The 16,966-nt window shown below is 67.5% G+C and carries 18 protein-coding genes; 5 read left to right on the top strand and 13 right to left on the bottom strand.

The window, feature by feature from the left end; all coding sequences use genetic code 11:
• Positions 1 to 98: 98 nt before the first annotated feature.
• The 3 genes from HNO83_RS02135 (at position 99) to HNO83_RS02125 (ending at position 2,352) form a co-directional block, all read left to right on the top strand.
• On the top strand, positions 99 to 983 hold the full coding sequence (locus HNO83_RS02135) for a P-loop NTPase family protein (protein ID WP_175335834.1): 885 nt from the start codon (positions 99 to 101) through the stop codon (positions 981 to 983).
• A gap of 9 nt (positions 984 to 992) precedes the next feature.
• Positions 993 to 1,325 (top strand): hypothetical protein, encoded by a 333-nt coding sequence (locus tag HNO83_RS02130; protein ID WP_175335833.1) that lies wholly within the window; start codon positions 993 to 995, stop codon positions 1,323 to 1,325.
• A gap of 157 nt (positions 1,326 to 1,482) precedes the next feature.
• Complete coding sequence (locus HNO83_RS02125; protein WP_175335832.1) at positions 1,483 to 2,352, top strand: alpha/beta fold hydrolase; 870 nt, start codon at positions 1,483 to 1,485, stop codon at positions 2,350 to 2,352.
• A 66-nt stretch (positions 2,353 to 2,418) separates the two neighbouring features.
• Here HNO83_RS02125 and HNO83_RS02120 read toward each other — a convergent pair whose 3' ends face one another.
• From HNO83_RS02120 to chvE, 6 genes are all read right to left on the bottom strand, one after another.
• Entirely contained in the window at positions 2,419 to 3,132 is a 714-nt protein-coding gene (locus tag HNO83_RS02120) for a hypothetical protein (protein WP_249776410.1), read from the bottom strand.
• Between the two features lie 534 nt (positions 3,133 to 3,666).
• Positions 3,667 to 4,035, bottom strand: a complete 369-nt coding sequence (locus HNO83_RS02115) for a VOC family protein (protein WP_175335831.1) — start codon at positions 4,033 to 4,035, stop codon at positions 3,667 to 3,669.
• Between the two features lie 101 nt (positions 4,036 to 4,136).
• A complete protein-coding gene (locus tag HNO83_RS02110; protein ID WP_175335830.1) occupies positions 4,137 to 4,838 on the bottom strand; it encodes a helix-turn-helix transcriptional regulator in 702 nt (233 codons plus the stop codon).
• A 37-nt stretch (positions 4,839 to 4,875) separates the two neighbouring features.
• Positions 4,876 to 6,051 (bottom strand): multiple monosaccharide ABC transporter permease, encoded by a 1,176-nt coding sequence (gene mmsB, locus HNO83_RS02105; protein ID WP_175335829.1) that lies wholly within the window; start codon positions 6,049 to 6,051, stop codon positions 4,876 to 4,878.
• Complete coding sequence (gene mmsA / locus HNO83_RS02100; protein WP_175335828.1) at positions 6,048 to 7,592, bottom strand: multiple monosaccharide ABC transporter ATP-binding protein; 1,545 nt, start codon at positions 7,590 to 7,592, stop codon at positions 6,048 to 6,050. The genes mmsB and mmsA overlap by 4 nt, the downstream gene beginning before the upstream one ends.
• Positions 7,593 to 7,664: 72 nt before the next feature.
• Positions 7,665 to 8,786: a multiple monosaccharide ABC transporter substrate-binding protein gene (gene chvE / locus HNO83_RS02095; protein ID WP_175335827.1), complete on the bottom strand. Its 1,122-nt coding sequence runs from the start codon at positions 8,784 to 8,786 to the stop codon at positions 7,665 to 7,667.
• Between the two features lie 308 nt (positions 8,787 to 9,094).
• Between chvE and HNO83_RS02090 the strand changes: the two genes are divergently transcribed.
• Positions 9,095 to 10,126: a LacI family DNA-binding transcriptional regulator gene (locus HNO83_RS02090; RefSeq protein WP_175335826.1), complete on the top strand. Its 1,032-nt coding sequence runs from the start codon at positions 9,095 to 9,097 to the stop codon at positions 10,124 to 10,126.
• Positions 10,127 to 10,218: 92 nt separating this feature from the next.
• Here HNO83_RS02090 and mraY read toward each other — a convergent pair whose 3' ends face one another.
• Both mraY and HNO83_RS20220 read right to left on the bottom strand, forming a co-directional pair.
• Entirely contained in the window at positions 10,219 to 11,325 is a 1,107-nt protein-coding gene (gene mraY / locus HNO83_RS02085; protein ID WP_175335825.1) for a phospho-N-acetylmuramoyl-pentapeptide-transferase, read from the bottom strand.
• A gap of 64 nt (positions 11,326 to 11,389) precedes the next feature.
• Complete coding sequence (locus HNO83_RS20220) at positions 11,390 to 12,088, bottom strand: SDR family NAD(P)-dependent oxidoreductase (protein WP_175335824.1); 699 nt, start codon at positions 12,086 to 12,088, stop codon at positions 11,390 to 11,392.
• An 83-nt stretch (positions 12,089 to 12,171) separates the two neighbouring features.
• On the opposite strand from HNO83_RS20220, the gene HNO83_RS02075 reads away from it, so the two are divergent.
• Positions 12,172 to 12,708 (top strand): TetR/AcrR family transcriptional regulator, encoded by a 537-nt coding sequence (locus HNO83_RS02075; RefSeq protein ID WP_175335823.1) that lies wholly within the window; start codon positions 12,172 to 12,174, stop codon positions 12,706 to 12,708.
• Positions 12,709 to 12,723: 15 nt separating this feature from the next.
• Here the strand turns inward: HNO83_RS02075 and HNO83_RS20700 are convergent, their stop codons facing one another.
• From HNO83_RS20700 to phnC, 5 genes are read right to left on the bottom strand one after another with little or no spacing between them, the layout of a single operon-like run.
• Entirely contained in the window at positions 12,724 to 13,578 is an 855-nt protein-coding gene (locus HNO83_RS20700; RefSeq protein ID WP_175335822.1) for a MurR/RpiR family transcriptional regulator, read from the bottom strand.
• Positions 13,575 to 14,423 (bottom strand): metallophosphoesterase family protein, encoded by an 849-nt coding sequence (locus HNO83_RS02065; RefSeq protein ID WP_349627052.1) that lies wholly within the window; start codon positions 14,421 to 14,423, stop codon positions 13,575 to 13,577. Before HNO83_RS02065 ends, HNO83_RS20700 begins: the two co-directional genes overlap by 4 nt.
• Positions 14,420 to 15,319 (bottom strand): phosphonate ABC transporter, permease protein PhnE, encoded by a 900-nt coding sequence (gene phnE / locus HNO83_RS02060; RefSeq protein WP_175335821.1) that lies wholly within the window; start codon positions 15,317 to 15,319, stop codon positions 14,420 to 14,422. The genes HNO83_RS02065 and phnE (HNO83_RS02060) overlap by 4 nt, the downstream gene beginning before the upstream one ends.
• Positions 15,316 to 16,116: a phosphonate ABC transporter, permease protein PhnE gene (phnE, locus tag HNO83_RS02055; protein WP_175335820.1), complete on the bottom strand. Its 801-nt coding sequence runs from the start codon at positions 16,114 to 16,116 to the stop codon at positions 15,316 to 15,318. The genes phnE (HNO83_RS02060) and phnE (HNO83_RS02055) overlap by 4 nt, the downstream gene beginning before the upstream one ends.
• Positions 16,113 to 16,925 (bottom strand): phosphonate ABC transporter ATP-binding protein, encoded by an 813-nt coding sequence (gene phnC / locus HNO83_RS02050; protein WP_175335819.1) that lies wholly within the window; start codon positions 16,923 to 16,925, stop codon positions 16,113 to 16,115. The genes phnE (HNO83_RS02055) and phnC overlap by 4 nt, the downstream gene beginning before the upstream one ends.
• Positions 16,926 to 16,966 lie beyond the last annotated feature (41 nt).

The following is a 16,966-nucleotide window of genomic DNA, read 5'->3' as shown; positions in this document are numbered from 1 at the left end:
TGGCAACCCGACTCATGGCGACAAACGTAGCGTCAGAAGCACCCGTAGCTCCGTGCCGCAAGGCAGCCACGCCTGTAGTTGTGGCCTAGCGTTGGAGCATGCGGCTTTCTGATCTTGGCGACAGGATCTGCATCATCGGCCAGTCCGGCGCCGGAAAGTCGACATTGGCGGCCGCGATCGGCCGGCGGACCGGCCTGCCGGTCGTTCATCTGGATCAATATCGGCACGTGCCCGGGTCGCAGTGGCAGCTCCGGTCGGATGACGAATTCGCCGAACTGCACGACGCGGCCATCCGCTCCGAGCGCTGGGTGATCGAGGGGAACTATTCGAAGCTCATGCCGCAGCGCCTGAAGCGGGCAACGGGCCTCATCGTCCTCGACATCTCGACGGCGGCGAGCCTGGCGCGATACGTCCGACGCACGCTGCGGCCGGCGTCCAGACGGATCGGCGGTCTTGATGGGACCAGGGACAGGCTGTCGTGGGCGATGATCGAGTACATCCTGACTGGGGGCGCGGTGACCATCTGCCCCGGCACGACAGTGGACTTGAACGACCAGCGAACAGGAGCGCCACTATCGCTTGATCACCAGCAGCGGGTCATCGACTTCTTCAGCTGGAAGTGCGCGCATCCCTATGCCGGTCCGAAGGGGTCGACCGCTCCGGCCGGTCGAACCGTCACGCCAATGAAGTACATCAACCGGGTAGGCGATCTCAGTGCAGATCTCCTCATTAGCCCGGGTAACCTCGAATGGTGGACCACTGCTAGCTCAATGACGACCGGAACCTATCGCCATCTTTATTGCGAATCTCGGATGAGCTACGGGACCTGGGCCGATTGCGGCGACGCAGACGGATCGGGTTCATCTCTCCGAACCCGCCTGAACCAAATTTGCCCTCAGAAGGGGCAACACTTTGAAGTAGAAGCCTTCCTCGCGGTCGGCGGTAGCGACTACTTCGACACCGCAGAAGGTACAACTCAGTGAGGAGCAACCGTGCCGGTAATTGTGCCCACCGTTAAACATCAGCACGGGATCAACGTTGAGTTGCAGAGTGTCGAGCTGTTAGATTCGCTAATCCTGCTTCGATTCCGTGCCACGGAGTTGGTCGAATCGGGTGCGCATGGCACGCTTCGACCGACGGTGATGAACGAGCGGATAACACTTGAAGATTCACTTGGTACCCAAGCGACGCAGGAGCAGAAATCATCCGATAGCGGACCGTTCGCAGGACTCGTGGACGTTGCTTTCTCCCTCCCGCCGAAGTTTGACACCGCTGGGCAAATGCTGTTACAGAGCGAAAACCTCAGCCTTGCCTTCACCATCTGATTCGGCGTGAGGCCCCCTGCGCTCTCCCCACATCGTCAGCGTCACGGTTGACGAGTCGCCGGCATCGCGAGGAGCTCGGGGAGGTTGCGGGGTCAGTAGCACGGTTGTCGATCGTCTATCGGACAAGCTCAGGCTCGTGAGGTGAAACCATAGTGGTATGAATAACCCGCAGCTGACTCAAGAATTTGCTTGGCGTGGGCGGACCGTTCGGTGGGATCGGATAGGAGCAGGGCCGGCGTTGGTGTTCTTGCACGGGACGCCCTGGTCATCGGTGCTCTGGCGTCCGATCGCGCTCGCTCTGGCGCGGCGGTTCACGGTCTACCTCTGGGACATGCCGGGATACGGTTCATCATCTAAGGACCCGTCGCACGCTGTCGATCTCGGGGTGCAAGGAGAACTGTTCGCAGCGCTCCTCGAGTCCTGGGAACTCGATCAGGCGCACATCGTCGCCCATGACTTTGGCGGCGCTGTTGCGCTCCGAGCGCGCCTCTTGCACGGAGCCACATTCGCGTCGCTGTGCCTCGTAGATGTGGTGGCGCTCGCTCCCTGGGGATCGCCATTCTTCAAGCTCGTTCAGAACCACGCGCAGGTTTTCGAGCAACTTCCGTCAGCGGTCCACCGAGGTGCAGTAGAGTCCTACATCAGCGGCGCCAGCTACAAAGACCTCCGTGCCAGCGAGCTGCAGATGCTTGTCGAGCCTTGGTTGGACGAGGAAGGCCAACCGGCTTTTTACCGTCAGATTGCACAAGCTGACGAGCGATTCACGACGGAGATCGAAACCTGGCTCGGCAGCATCACAGAGCCCGTGAAAATCGTCTGGGGCACAGAAGACGCCTGGATACCAGTTGACCGCGCCCATCGGCTCAAAGATCTCATCCCGCACGCCTCGGTCGCACTCATCCCGGAGGCGGGGCACCTCATTCAGCTCGACGCACCAGCAGCACTGTCCGTTGAGCTCACAAACTGGCTGGCCGCCGTCAGTTCGGGCAATTCTGCGAGCGTAGCCGTCGCACCCATTGCGGAGTGACGAAGAGGAGGCGTTCCGGTAGCCGATCCTTCAGCGCACTGGTGTGTACCAGGTGCTCGTGTGTGGTCAGTCGGCCGCGGAAGGACGTTGGGCGAACTCGAGACAGATGTATCCCAGTTCGTCACGAGGGACGACCGCGGTAAGGACTGTGTCGCTCGAGAGTTCGACTCCGATGGCATACACCAACGGGTCGGTGTCGATCTCCAGCGCCGGCACCTCGACGCCGTCTACCGTGACGATCGCTTCCCGGTTGATGCCCTTCTCGGTCAGCGGTGAGACGAAGCGGTCAACGCCCATGTTGCCGAGCCCGAGCTGCTCCCGGAACCAGTTCATCAGAATGTGGTTCACATGGTCCATGAGCAGGCGGGACGGCGTCGAGAATTCGGATGCGTCGCGCGTCCACGTCGTCCGCACGGCTTCCCACAGCATCGGGTATCGCCTCCGTTCGGCCATCTCGATCAACCATGCTGGTCGGGGTCTCGGGGCGGGCTCGTCGAGGGCGCGACGAGTGGGTTCATCGAGTTCGGCGAGGTTCACCGGGTCGGATCGATCATCGGGATTGCGCCACAGCGTGTAGTTGATGCTCACCGACATCTGAGAGAGCCCGCTCGTTCCCTGCTGCGACGTGATGCTCTCCATGTTCGCGTCCTCGAGGGTCGGCTGAGCCACAAACCCCATGACTGGCACCGGCATGAGCTTCACCTGCTCGGCCTGAGCGCGCCGGGGATCAGGCGCGTCTTCCGGAAGGAAGCCCCCGAAACGCATCGGCGCGGTCCCCATCAGTTCGACCCGCCTAACTTTTGAAAGCCGTCAAGCCCGGGACCGGATCCGTACCAAGAGGCGACGTCGACATGTAGACAGCTTTGCTCCAAGTCGCCCTTCTCGCAACGCTCTGTGTCGTGATCGCTTCCCGCAAGCCGATCGGCAACCGTGCACGAGGGACCCGTCACAACCTCCTGGCCAGCAACAGCTAGCGAGCGGGCGCAGGGGCGTCTGTCTATTCAGGCTCTTCACCCTGACGGCGGGCGAGCTGATCGAGATAGAACTTCGTCGAATAGCGCGCGGCCCGTCGCACAGACGCGTATCCGGTTAGGAAGGCGCCGCCGATCGGATTGACGTTGCGGCCCGTAACGGTGTCCACAACTTGGAGCCGCCAGAACGGACCGAACAGACGCCGAGGTTGAACATCGAACCGAGGGTCCACATCGGGGAACTCAGGACCAGCGCCCATAACCATGTGACAAGGATGGCATGACGCGTAAGCCGATCCGCTACCGGACGCCAGTCGCAGCTTGTTGCGATCGGCGATTCCGATCAGGCCGGCCGGCTGAACAGGTTGACGAGGTTGCCGTCGGGGTCGCGGAAGAGCGCGGAGCGGTTGCCCCACGGCAGCGTCGTCGGCGGGAGCACGACATCCGCGAGCGAAGACTCGAGGCGGCCGAACTCCGCGTCGACGTCCGCGACCTCGAACTCCACGACGATCGACCGGTTGGCGGCGGGCCCCAGGGCGTCGCCGAGCATCGCCACCGTCGCCGGCGCAGCGATCGCGAGGGTCGCGCCCGGCCCGGCGAACTGGGCGAAGACGGGAGCGGGGCGCTCCGCGGTCAGTCCCGTGACGCGCTCGTAGAACGCGGCGAGACGGTCGACGTCCTCGGTGATGATGCGGATGGATGCGAACGGCACGGTGACCTCCGGGTGGTGGATGGATGCGGCCCGAGCGGACCCGCCCCCTCAGCTTCTCCGGGGGTCGCGACAGCGTCCTGTCGGTGTTTCGCCGGATCCGCTCACCGCGGGTCGTCGAGGATCGGCCGCAGCGTGCCGAACGGGATGTCGAGCTCTTCGCGCCGGAGGGTCCGCGCCGGGGGCCGCTCGTCGGTCACCTCGATCGACACCATGCGGTCGCCGCGGAAGGCGCGCACGCCGTCGCGCAGGCGGCACCAGCCGATGAGGTACCAGTCGCCGTCCTTGCCGATCGAACCGAGCGGCTCGACCTCGCGGTGGGTGAGCGTGCCGTCCCGGTCGCGGTAGGCGAGACGGATCACCCGGTCGGCGCGGAGCGAGGCGGCGAACTCCGGCACGACGGGCCGCTCGTCGTCGGCCTCCAGCAGGTGGATGCGGGACGCCGTTGACGCCGCCCGGCGCGCATCCTCGTCGGGCATCACGGCGAGCACCTTGCGCTGCGCGGTGCCGGCGGCCTGCCTGAACGGGCCGCGGCGGAGGGTGCCGAGGCCGATCAGCACCGCGAGCGCCTCATCCGGGGTGAACCCCATCGGCCCGAGCGTCGCCGCCGCGTCGATCGTGTAGCCGCCGGTGCGCCCCTGCTCCGCCCAGATCGGCACCCCGGCCTCCTGCAGCGAGCCCAGGTCGCGCTCGATGGTGCGCACCGATACGTCGAAGCGCCCGGCGAGCCACCGGGCGCTTCGGGGTCGCGGCGCCGCCGCGCGGAGCTCCTCGACCAGGGCGTACAGGCGATCGGTGCGGTTCACACAGCGATCATCCCGCACACCCCGGCGAGGACGCGCCTCACGCGGTGACCGACCGCCGCTTGTTGTACACGTCGAACGCCACGGCGGCGAGCAGCACCAGGCCCTTGATGAGCAGCTGGTAGTCGCTGTCGATGCCGAGGATGGACATGCCGTTGTTCAGCACGCCGATGATCAGGCCACCGATGATCGCGCCGGGGACCGTTCCGATGCCACCGGTGACCGCCGCGCCTCCGATGAAGACGGCGGAGATGGCATCCAGCTCGAACCCGTTTCCGGCGCTCGGACTCGCCAGGTTGAGGCCGGCGGTGAACACCAGGCCCGCGACCGCCGACAGCACGCCCATGTTGACGAACAGCAGGAACGTGACGCGCTTGGTCTTGACACCCGACAGCGCGGCCGCGGCGAGGTTGCCGCCGATGGCGTAGATGTGACGGCCGAACACCGAGCGGTTCATGATCGCCGAGTAGCCGACCACCAGCACCGCCAGGATGATGAGCACGATCGGCGTGCCGTTGTAGCTGGCCAGCAGCACCGTGATGATGAGCACGAGCAGCACCAGGAACGCCAGCTTGACCAGGAACCACCACAGCGGCTCGTCCTCGAGGTCGTACTTGCGGCGCACCGCCCGCTGACGGAGTGCGTTGCCGACGATCGCGATGCTGGCGAGCAGGCCGAGGATCATCGTCAGCGGCTCGTAACCGGTCGTCCCGAAGGCGGGGAGGAAGCCGGAGCCGATCGCACGGAACTCCTTCGGGAAGAACGAGATCTGCTGGTTGCCGAGCGCGATCTGGGCCGCACCGCGGAACGCCAGCATGCCCGCCAGCGTCACGATGAACGCGGGGATGCCGAAGTACGCGATCCAGAACCCCTGCCAGGCCCCGACGAGCGCGCCGAGGATGAGGCAGAACAGCACGGCGAGCGGCCACGGCAGGTGCCATTGCGAGATGAACACGCCGGCCATCGCGCCGATGAACGCCACGACGCTGCCCACCGACAGGTCGATGTGGCCCGCGATGATGACCATCACCATGCCGATCGCGAGGATCAGGATGTAGCTGTTCTGCACGATCAGGTTCGACACGTTGATCGGCGCGAGCGTGATGCCGCCGGTGGCGATCTGGAAGAACACCACGATCGCGATCAGGGTGATGAACAGGCCGACCTGGCGCAGCTGCCCGGTGAGGTAGTTCAGGGCTTTGGTGAGCGATTTCATGCGGTCTTCTTCTCGCGTTCCTGGGTCATGAATTGCATGAGGTATTCGGCGGTGGCCTTCTCCCGCGGCACATCGGCGGTGATCCGGCCCTCGCTGAGCGTGTAGATGCGGTCGCAGATGCCGAGCAGCTCGGGCAGCTCGGAGGAGATCACGACGATCCCCTTGCCCTGGTCCGCGAGCTTGTCGATGATCGTGTAGATCTCGTACTTGGCGCCGACATCGATGCCGCGCGTGGGCTCGTCGAGGAAGAGCACGTCCGGGTCGGAGTACATCCACTTCGACAGCACGACCTTCTGCTGGTTGCCGCCGGACAGCTTGCCGGTGATCGCCAGGACGCTGGGCGTCTTGATGTTCATCGACCGCCGGTACTCCTCGGCGACCAGGGTCTCCCGCTGCTCGTTGATGAACTTGAACCAGTTGACGAGCTTGTCGAGCGCCGCGATGGAGATGTTGCGCTGGATGTTGTCGATCAGGTTCAGCCCGAAATGCTTGCGGTCCTCCGTCGAGTAGGCGAGGCCGTTGTCGATCGCCTTGGACACGGTGCTCACCGAGATCGGCTTGCCCCGCTTGTAGACCTGGCCGCTGATGCCGACGCCGTAGCTGCGGCCGAAGATGCTCATCGCGAGCTCGGTGCGCCCGGCGCCCATGAGCCCGGCGATGCCGACGATCTCGCCGGCGCGCACCGTGAAGCTGACGTCGTCGACGACCGTCCTGGTGCGGTCGAGCGGGTGGTGCACCGTCCAGTTCTCGACGCGGAGCAGCTCCTCGCCGATGTGGGGCACGTGGTCGGGGAAGCGGCTCGCCACATCCCGGCCCACCATGCCCTTGATGATGCGCTCCTCGCTGGTGCCCTCCTGCCCCATCTCTAGCGTCTCGATCGTGTGGCCGTCGCGGATGATCGTCACCCGGTCGGCGATCGCTTTGATCTCGTTGAGCTTGTGGCTGATGATGATCGACGTGATGCCGTGCGACTGCAGCTGGCGGATCAGATCGAGCAGGTGGGCGGAGTCGTCGTCGTTGAGCGCTGCGGTCGGCTCGTCCAGGATGAGGATCTTCACCTCCTTCGACAGCGCCTTGGCGATCTCGACGAGCTGCTGCTTGCCGACGCCGATGTCCTTGATCTTGGTGATCGGGTTCTCGTGCAGCCCGACGCGCTCGAGCAGCTTCGCCGCCTCGAGGTTCGTCTCGTTCCAGTCGATGAAGCCGCGCTTCTGCCGCTCATTGCCGAGGTAGATGTTCTCGGCGATCGACAGGTACGGCGAGAGCGCGAGCTCCTGGTGGATGATGCCGATGCCGGCCTCCTCCGAGTCGTTGATCGACCGGAACTCCACCGGCTCGCCGTTCAAGACGATCTCGCCCTCGAACGTGCCGTGCGGGTAGACGCCCGACAGCACCTTCATGAGGGTGGACTTGCCTGCGCCGTTCTCGCCGCAGATCGCGTGGACGGATCCCTCCTCGACGCTGATCGAGACATCCTCCAGTGCTTTCACACCGGGGAAGGATTTCGAGATGTTGCGCATCTCGAGGATCGTGTTGGCCATGGTCTCCCTTGCTTCGCGAATGAGGTCCGGGCGGGCGCGTGACGCGCGCCCGCCCGGACCGTGCGGCCGGTGCTACTGCAGTTCGGATTCCTTGTAGTAGCCGCTGTCGACGAGGACCTCCTTGTAGTTGTCCTTCGTGACGACGACCGGCTGGAACAGGTAGCTCGGGACGACCTTGACCTTGTTGTCGTAGCTCTTGGTGTCGTTGACCTCCGGCTTCTTGCCCGTCAGGAGGTCGTTCGCCATCTTGGCGGCCTCGTTGGCGAGCTTGCGGGTGTCCTTGTAGATCGTCGAGTACTGCGTGCCCGCGATGATCTGCTTGACGCTGGCGACCTCGGCGTCCTGACCGGTGATGATCGGGATCTGCTTGCCGCCCTGGCCGTAGCCGGCGCCCTCGAGCGCGCTCAGGATGCCGTCGGAGAGGCCGTCGTACGGCGAGAGCACGCCCTGCACCGCGGCGCCGGTGGAGTACGACTTGGCGATCAGGTCCTGCATGCGGGCCTTCGCCGTCGCCGGGTCCCAGCGCAGGATGGCGACCTGGTTGAAGTTGGTCTGGCCGCTCTTCACGACCAGCGTGCCGTCGGCGATGTACGGCTTCAGGGTGTCCATCGCGCCGTTGTAGAAGAACGTGGCGTTGTTGTCGTCGGGGCTGCCGGCGAACACCTCGATGTTGAACGGGCCCTTCTGGCCGGTCTTCTTGCCGTCCTTGTCGAGCACGCCGAGGCCGGTGAGCAGCGAGTTCGCCTGGTAGACGCCGACCTTGTAGTTGTCGAACGAGACGTAGTAGTCGACGTTCTTGTCGCCGGTGAGGAGGCGGTCGTACGAGATGACCTTGATGCCGGCCTTGGCGGCGGCGTCGAGCTGGTCGGTCAGCGACCCGCCGTCGATGGACGCGACGATGAGCACCTTCGCGCCCTTCGTGATCATCGTGTTGACCTGCTGCACCTGGGTCGGGATGTCGTTGTTGGCGTATTCGAGGTCGACCTTGTAGCCGTTCTTCTCGAGGTCCGACTTGACCGCATTCCCGTCCGCGATCCAGCGCTCGGACACCTTGGTCGGCATGGCGACGCCGACGAGGGCGCCCTTGTTGTCGGTGGTGGAGGAGTTGTCCCCTCCGCGTCCGCCGGAGCATGCGGCGAGTGCGACCGCGACGCCGAGTGCCGCGGCGGCGAGTGCGACTTTCCTGAACTTCACTGTGATTCCCTTCGAGCGGTGAGGCGACCGGTGCGCCCGATGCGCAGGGGTTCGCCGGGCTCGGAACTGTCACGCGCCCGTCGGCCAGCGTGCAACGGGGTGACGCAGGTGCGACCGCGGCTGTGCGATCGGGGTGCTGACATCGGCGACTCCCTCGTCGTATGCTGGACCGTACGCGATATATGTGACCGGTCCCAGAACGGGTTAGACGTTATGACCCCGACCCCGGATCAGTCAAGTGCTTCGGCCAAATATGATGAGCGAAATCGCGCGGCACTGTCGCCGAACCCCACGACGGAACAGGACGTATGGAAGAACCGGGACCCGGCGAGAAGCGCGCGCTCTCCATCCGGGACATCGCCCGGCTGGCCGGCGTCTCGCGTCAGACGGTGTCCCGGGTGCTCAACGGCGAGCGGTACATCAAGCCGTCCACCGAGGCCCAGGTGCGCAAGGTCATCGAGGAGCACTCGTGGCGTCCGAACAGCGCGGCGCGGGCCCTCGCGACCTCACGGTCGCGGACCATCGGGCTGCTCGTGTCGGCCCGGTCCCACTACGGTCCGTTCAGCGCCGCGACGGCGATCGACGAGGCGGCGAGGAACCGCGGGTACGCCATCCTGACCGCCACCCTCGCCCGGGAGGACGACGAGAGCATCAGCGCGGCGCTCGACGCGTTCGTGGCGCAGGGGGTGGAGGGCGTCGTGGTGATCGCGCCGCAGCAGCGCGCGCACGAGGCGCTGCAGCGCGTGACGTTCAAGGTGCCGCTGGTGAGCCTGCACTGGAAGAGCGCGGGCGACGATCGCGTCGCCGCCTTCGACCAGCTGGCCGGGGCCCGGCTCGCCACCCGGCACCTCATCGAGCTCGGCCACACCCGCATCCGGCACCTCGCCGGCCCGCAGGACTGGAGCGAGGCGGAGGACAGGATGAACGGCTTCCTCGCCGAGCTCAACGACCACGACCTGGCCGTGACGGCGCCGATCCTGGGCGACTGGACCGCCGACCTGGGCTACGAGGTCGGCCTCAAGATCCTGCACCACCCGGACTTCACGGCGGTGTTCGCCTCGAACGACCAGATGGCGCTCGGCCTCATCCACGCGGCGGCGGACCTGGGGATCGCGGTGCCGGAACAGCTCAGCATCGTCGGCTTCGACGACATCCCGGAGGCGAAGCACTACTCGCCGCCGCTCACGACGGTCCGTCAGGACTTCGGCTGGCTCGGCGCCCGCGCGATCGCGGTGCTGCTGGCGCAGATCGAGGGCGAGGACACCGGGCCGCCGGCGGAGTTCCCGGTGCCGCAGCTCATCGTGCGCGCGAGCACGGCGCCGCCGCCTCCCGGCCGCTGACCCGCCGCTCCGACCCACCCTGCGCCGCCGATTCGTGACGAACGCGCGCTATTCGTGACGAAGCGCGCGCATTCGTCAGGAATCGCGCAGGGTCAGGCGAGCCACTCGAGGTAGAAGGCGCCGAGGCCCACGGCGACGAGGATGCCGGCGACGATCCAGAGGCGCACCACGATCGTGACCTCGCGCCAGTTCATCAGCTCGAAGGTGTGGTGGATGGGCGTCATCAGGAACAGGCGTCTGCCCCGCGTGGCCTTGAAGTACGTCCGCTGGAGGATCACCGATCCCGCCTCGATGACGAACAGGCCGCCGATCAGGAGCAGCAGCAGCTCGGTCCGCGTCTCGATCGCGAGCGCGCACAGCGCACCGCCGAGACCGAGCGCGCCGGTGTCGCCCATGATGATCTTCGCCGGATTCGTGTTCCACCAGAGGAACCCGACGAGCGCGCCGCAGATGGCGGCGGCGACGATCGCCAGCGAGAGCGGGTCGGCGGTTGCGTAGCACTTGGCGACGTTGTCCGGGTGCAGCCTCCCGCCCACGCACGCCTGGCTGAACTGCCAGAAGCCGATGAACACGTACGCGCCGATCGAGAGGATGGACGCGCCGGTCGCGAGCCCGTCCAGCCCGTCCGCCAGGTTCACGCCGTTGGTCGCGGCGGCGGCCAGGAGGTTCACCCAGAGCAGGTAGAGCGCGATCCCGACGATCGGCACTGCGGTGGCGATCCGGGCGAGATCGAGGGCGGGGATATCGCGGACGCCCGAGATCGCGGTGGAGGCCGCCGTCACCCCGTGCGCGTTGGGGACGGTGATCGCGAGGATGGCGAACGTCGTGCCGACGACCAGCTGGCCGGCGATCTTCGACCAGCCGCCGAGGCCCAGGCTGCGCTGGTTGCGCACCTTGAGGAGGTCGTCCACGAAGCCGACGGCGGCCATCCCGACCAGCATCAGCAGCACCAGGAGCGATGACGGCGTGATCCCGACGCCGCCGGTGAGGAGGGCCGCTCCGAAGAAGCCGAACAGGGTCGCGAGGATGAAGACGATGCCGCCCATGGTCGGCGTCCCGCGCTTGACGTGGTGCGACTGGGGGCCGTCCTCGCGGATGTACTGGCCGAGCTCCAGCCTCCGGAACAGGCGGATGAACGCCGGGGTCAGCAGGAGCGAGAAGAGCAGCGACAGGCTGGCGGCGGCAAGAAGGGTCCCCACCCCGTCATCCTGCCAGGTCGCCGGAGGGGCCGCCGTCGCCCCCGCGCTCAGCGGGCGCGGTGTTCTACCAGGCCACGGTATCCCCGTTCCGGTCGAGGTAGGCGAGCCCGGCGACGCCTCGCCGGCGGTCGATCGTGTCGAGCAGCGCGGGCACGCTCTCGTCGATGGTGAGCGGAGCGCCAGGGCCGCCCATCCCGGTCTGCACCCAACCGGGGGCGAGGAGCAGGAGCGAGCGAGCGTCGTCGGCGTGACGGGCGGCATAGCTGCGGAACAGCTGGTTGAGGGCCGCCTTCGACGCCCGGTAGACCTCGAACCCGCCGCTGGTGTTGTTCGCGACGCTGCCCTGTCCCGACGACATCACGGCGATGGTTCCCGCGGGGTCGACGAGGTCCTGGAGCACCTCGACCGTCCGCATGACGCCGAGGACGTTGGTCCTCATCACGGTGTCGAAATCGTCGTCGGAGGTCTCGGCCCCTGCCTGCCAGCGCGGAGCGAGGGAGACGCCGGCGACGACGAAGAGCAGGTCGAAGCGCCGACCGGCGAGTCGGGCGCGCAGGGCGGCGAGCTGCGCCGGGTCGGTCAGGTCGAGGCGCTCGGTCTCGACGCCCGACGGCGGCTCGGAGTCCGGAGTGCGCACGGTGCCCACGACGCGCGCGCCGCGGTTCGCGTAGGCCTCGGCTATGGCGTGACCGAGCCCGCGGGAGACGCCGACGATCAGCACGTCGTGGATGGGGAAGCAGATGGATGCTTCTTCGATGCTCATGTGCGCAGCCTTCCTGTGGAGAGTTCGCTCACCACACGTTGAGTGACAATACCACTCTCGCTCAACAGATGTAGAGTGAATGTATGACGGGCGGAAATACGCGGGCGGAGCGCAGGGTGGCGACGGCCGCCAAGATCCTGGACGCGGCGAGGGCCGAGTTCGGCGAGCACGGCGCGGACGGTGCCACGATCCGCGACATCGCGCGGCGCGCGGGCGTCGACCCCTCGCTCGTGCTGCAGCATTACGGCACCAAGCAGGCGCTCTTCTCGCTCGCCGTCCGTCCGGCGACCCCCCTCGACCCCGACGAGGTGCCCGCCCACCTGCGCGAGGTGCTGGCGGCTCGGCTCCACGACCTCCCGCCGTCCACGCGCGCCCTGATGCGCTCGATGCTCACCTCACCGGAGGCCGCGGCGGTCATGCGCGACTACCTCCAGGAGCGCACCGACAACCTGGCCAGGACGATGACCGGGGAGGATGCGGACGCGCGCGCAGCGATGGTCGTCTCCAGCATCCTGGGCATCACCATCGCGCGGCACTTCCTCCAGCTGCCGCCGCTGGCCGACCTCGACGAGGCGACGTCCGCACGGCTGATGGAGGGCTGGCTCGCCACCCTGGACTGACCTCCGCAGTCGTGGCTATTCGGCGAGGTTGGCGCCGATCGCGTCGAGCGCGAGGCTCTTCGCGCGCGTCGCGGTCTCGCCGAGGCGGTCCGTTGTCGCGGCGACGAGGCCCTCGATGAGGATGGCCTGGGGCAATCGGGAGGCGAGTGTGATCTCGTCACGGAACGTCAGGTCGGGCATTGTGACCACCAGGGCAGGGGGAGCGGACTGCGCGATCGGGCTGCGGCCGAAGGCGGTGACCGCTATCACCTCGGCCCCTGCTGCCTTTGCCGCCGCCACAGTCCCCAGCGTCGCGGCGTTCGAACCGCTTCCCGAGATCGCCAGCAGGAGGTCGCCCGGCTGCAGCAGGCGCGCGGTGATCTGCTGACCGATCACGTCGAGCTGCACGTCGGCGGGGCGTCCGATGCTGGTGAGCCGTGCAGCGGCATCCATCGCCAGCGGCGCGGAGAGACCGTTCCCGGCCACCACGACCCTGCGGGCCTTCGCGAGCAGCGTCACCGCGCGCTCCACCGCATCCGCGTCGAGCAGGGCGAGCATGTCCGGGACCCGGCCGGAGAGCTGCGTGAACGTGTGGGAGACGATCCCGGCCGCATCCGTCGGCGCCGGGGCGCTGGTAGGCGGAAGGGCGGCGGCATCCCGGGCGAGCAGGACGCGCAGCTGCTGATAGCCGGTGAAGCCCAGGCTCTGGCACGTGCGCACCACCGTGGCGCGGGACGCCCCGGAGAGGTCGGCGACCTGCTGCGAGCTGAGCTCAACGATCTCGGACGAGCGCTCCAGCAACACGGCGGCGACGGCCTGCTCGGTCGGGAGAAGCGACGGCAGCAGGCTCCGGATGGTCGCGATCACGGCCCCGGGCCGTTGCTCGTTCACGACGGCGCTCCCGCGGCCGCGGCGATACGCTCGACCTCTGCTGCGTCGAGCGCGAAGATCTCCTGACCGTCGCCGTGGCCGGAAACGGGCACGAAGGTGGCGCGAGGGCTCCCCTCGAGCGGAAGGTCGACGACCGCGAACCCGGAGCCGACCGTCGCCCTCTCGGTGCCGGCCGGCGACATCGGATCGGAGCTGTTCGCGACGCCGGGCGCAACGATCACCGGGACGCCGTGGGCCTGCGTCGCGAGGGCGTGATGGTAATGGCCGGCCAGCACGGCGCGCACGTCGCCGGCCGTACAGACGTCGAGCAGGGCTTCCGGGGTGGTCAGTTCGAGCGCGGCGAGCAGAGCGCTCGCGGCGGGGACGGGCGGGTGGTGGAGCACGACGACGGTCCCGTGCTGCGCCGGTGCGGCGAGAACGTCCGCCAGCGCGTCGAGTTGGTCGGCGTCGAGCGCTCCGTAGCCTGCGCCGGGCACGGACGTGTCGAGGGTGACGATACGGAAGCCGTTGCGCTGCGTCACCGTTTCGCGTGCCCCCAGCACCGCTTCGAACCCTTTACGGAGGTCGTGGTTGCCCATCGCGTAGACGAGCTCGGCGCCGAGATCCGCGGCGAACGGTGCGAGCCTCGCGGCGAGGCTGCGGTAGCTCTCGGCGCTGCCGTCGTCGGAGAGGTCTCCGGACACCGCGACGACGTCGACGCCGTCGATCGTCGCCGCGCGCTCCAGCGTGCGGTCGAGTGCGGCGAGGGTGTCGACCCGGCCGTAATGGAGGCTCCCGTCGCCGAACAGATGCGTGTCGCTCAGGTGCAGGATGCGCAGTCCAGCACGTCGACGTTCGGGGATCACGTGGTCACCCTACTGGCTCGGCGGCGCAGCCTGGTGACCAGCGGCAGCTCCCAGCGGCCGGCGATGATGCGGTGGCGGACCATCCCGGAGAGCTGATCGATCACCATGGTGACGACGACGACCACGATCATCAGCATCCCCACCACATCCCAGACGCGGAACTGGATGTTGTCGATCAGCATCTTGCCGATGCCCCCGGCCCCGATGAGGCCCAGGATGGCGGACGCCCGCACATTGATCTCGAATCGGTACAGCCAGAACGCCAGCACGTCCGGCATAGCGCTCGGCCAGACGCCCCAACGCATGACCTGCAGCCGCGACGCGCCCGCGGCCGTCGCCGACTCGACCGGTCCGCGGTCCACGGACTCGAAGCTCTCGTACCCCCATTTGCCGAGCGTGCCGATGGAACCGACAGCGATCGCGAGCGCCCCGGTGTACGCCGTCAGACCCGTCACCGACAGCATGAGCACGGCGATCACGACCTCGGGTACGGCGCGGAGCACCGCGAACAGCGCTCGCAGCGGCCACCGGATCACGGCCGGCATGAGGCCCCGCGTCGCGAGCAGGCTGAGCGGGAAGGACACGATCACGCCGAGCACTGTGCCGAACCACGCCATCGCCACCGACAGTATGGTGGCCGCCAGGGCGTCCGGGAGCTTCGACCATGCCGGCGGGAGGAACATCAGGCTCAGGTAGTGGCCGAGCCGTTCCGGCAGCGTCAGGAGGGCGTCCCACGAGATGTCGACGCCCCAGAACGCAGCGACGACGATCGCGGTGACCACGACCCAGACGATCGTGCGCGCGACCCGGAGCGGGCGCTTCGGTCGCACCTGTGGCGGGCGGCCCGCCCGCGCGGTGGCGGCGCCAACGGCGTCGGGGGTCGTCGTCGCGGTCATCGCAGCAGCCTCCGGCGGGTGAACGAGCTCAGCAGCTCGAGCAGCACAACGACCACGAGGATCTCGAGGATGATCATGCTCAGGTAGTGGTACTGGTAGAACGTGCGCACCTTGTCGATGAGCATGCCGAGGCCACCGGCGCCGACGAGTCCGATGACGGTGGAGGCGCGGATGTTGAGCTCGAGCACGTAGATCGCCTGGGAGAGATAGGCGGGAGCGACCTCGGGGACCATGGCCGCGCGATCGGCGCGGAACCAGGTGGCGCCCGCGGCCAGCGCCGCCTCCTGGCCGCCGCGGTCGAGACCGTCGAGCGCCTCTGACACCAGCTTGACGAGGATGCCCACGTTGAAGAGCACGAGTGCGAGGATGCCGGACAGCGCTCCGGTGCCGACGACCGTCACGAAGAGCGAAGCGTAGAGCAGATCGGGGACGCTCCTGACCACGTTCATAACGAGGCGGACGACGCCGAGCACCGACCCGTTCGGGTTCGTCGCACGCGAGGCCAGGAACGACAGCGGCAGCGCGACCACGACGCTGACGGCCGTAGCGATGACCGCCATCTGCACCGTCTGCAGCAGCGCGGGCAGCGTCTCCGGGAAGAAGGTGTAGTCGGGCTGGAACAGCTGGATGAGCGTATTCGACGCGTTCTGCGCGTTGGCGAACAGGGCACCGACATCCACCTGGATCGCGACCGCTGACCAGATCGTGATCGCGGCGATCACGGCGACGGCGATGACGGCCTTCCAGCCGTTTCGGGGCCTCGCCGGGCGCGCGGCGCCGGCGTGCGCGGTGGTCACAGCTGCACCGTCGGCGCGTCGAGCACGTCGTCGGCGGTGAGCGACCGGCCATAGATGGACTCGAAGACCGCCTCGTCCGCGTCGGCGCCGCTGCCGTCGAAGACGACCTCGCCCGCGCGAAGGCCGATCAGCCGGTCGCCGTAGCGGCGTGCCAGATCGAGGAAGTGCAGGTTCACCACGACCGTGATGCCGAGCTCTTGATTGATTCGCTGCAGGTCGCGCATCACGACGTGCGAGGTGGGCGGGTCGAGGGAGGCGACGGGCTCGTCGGCGAGGATGACCCGCGGACGCTGCGCGAGGGTCCGGGCGATCGCGACGCGCTGCTGCTGACCGCCGGAGAGCTCCGACGCGTTCGCGTACGCCTTGGAGACGATCTCCACGCGCTCGAGCGCCTGCATCGCGAGCTCGACGTCATCCTTCTCCCACGCCCCGAGGAGGGAGCGCCAGGCGGAGGTGTGGTAGAGCCGGCCCATCAGGACGTTGTTCAGCACGGTCGTGCGCTTGGCCAGATTGAAGCTCTGGAACACCATCCCGACGTCGCTGCGGAGAGCCCGCAGGCGCTTGCCGCGCAGACCGTGCAGGCGCGCGTCGCCGACGGTGATCTCGCCGCTGGTGATCGGCACGAGCCCGTTGATCGCGCGGATCAGCGTCGACTTGCCCGCGCCGGAGAGACCGACGACGGCGGCCATCTCCCCGGCCGGGATGTCGAGGCTCACGTCGCGCAGGCCGGTGAAGCCGTTGGGGTAGGTGACGCCAACGTTCTGGAACCGCACACCGGCGCCCGCCGGTGGGGGGATGGTCGCGCTCACGGAAGCCTCTCTGTCGATCGGTAGGAAGGTGGAGCACCGGC

Source organism: Leifsonia sp. C5G2, assembly GCF_013359685.1.
Taxonomy (GTDB): domain Bacteria; phylum Actinomycetota; class Actinomycetes; order Actinomycetales; family Microbacteriaceae; genus Leifsonia.
The sequence above is the reverse complement of the archived record's forward strand: the minus strand, read 5'-3'. Positions and strand labels throughout refer to the sequence as shown.

Bases quoted from the DNA above. Each gene is read 5' to 3' on its own strand.
- HNO83_RS02090 (WP_175335826.1), top strand. From the start codon at position 9,095: ATGGAAGAACCGGGACCCGGCGAGAAGCGCGCGCTCTCCATCCGGGAC.
- mmsA (WP_175335828.1), bottom strand. From the start codon at position 7,592: ATGGCCAACACGATCCTCGAGATGCGCAACATCTCGAAATCCTTCCCC.
- mmsB (WP_175335829.1), bottom strand. From the start codon at position 6,051: ATGAAATCGCTCACCAAAGCCCTGAACTACCTCACCGGGCAGCTGCGC.
- HNO83_RS02075 (WP_175335823.1), top strand. From the start codon at position 12,172: ATGACGGGCGGAAATACGCGGGCGGAGCGCAGGGTGGCGACGGCCGCC.
- HNO83_RS02120 (WP_249776410.1), bottom strand. From the start codon at position 3,132: ATGGGGACCGCGCCGATGCGTTTCGGGGGCTTCCTTCCGGAAGACGCG.
- HNO83_RS02125 (WP_175335832.1), top strand. From the start codon at position 1,483: ATGAATAACCCGCAGCTGACTCAAGAATTTGCTTGGCGTGGGCGGACC.
- phnE (WP_175335821.1), bottom strand. From the start codon at position 15,319: ATGACCGCGACGACGACCCCCGACGCCGTTGGCGCCGCCACCGCGCGG.
- HNO83_RS02135 (WP_175335834.1), top strand. From the start codon at position 99: ATGCGGCTTTCTGATCTTGGCGACAGGATCTGCATCATCGGCCAGTCC.
- HNO83_RS20220 (WP_175335824.1), bottom strand. From the start codon at position 12,088: ATGAGCATCGAAGAAGCATCCATCTGCTTCCCCATCCACGACGTGCTG.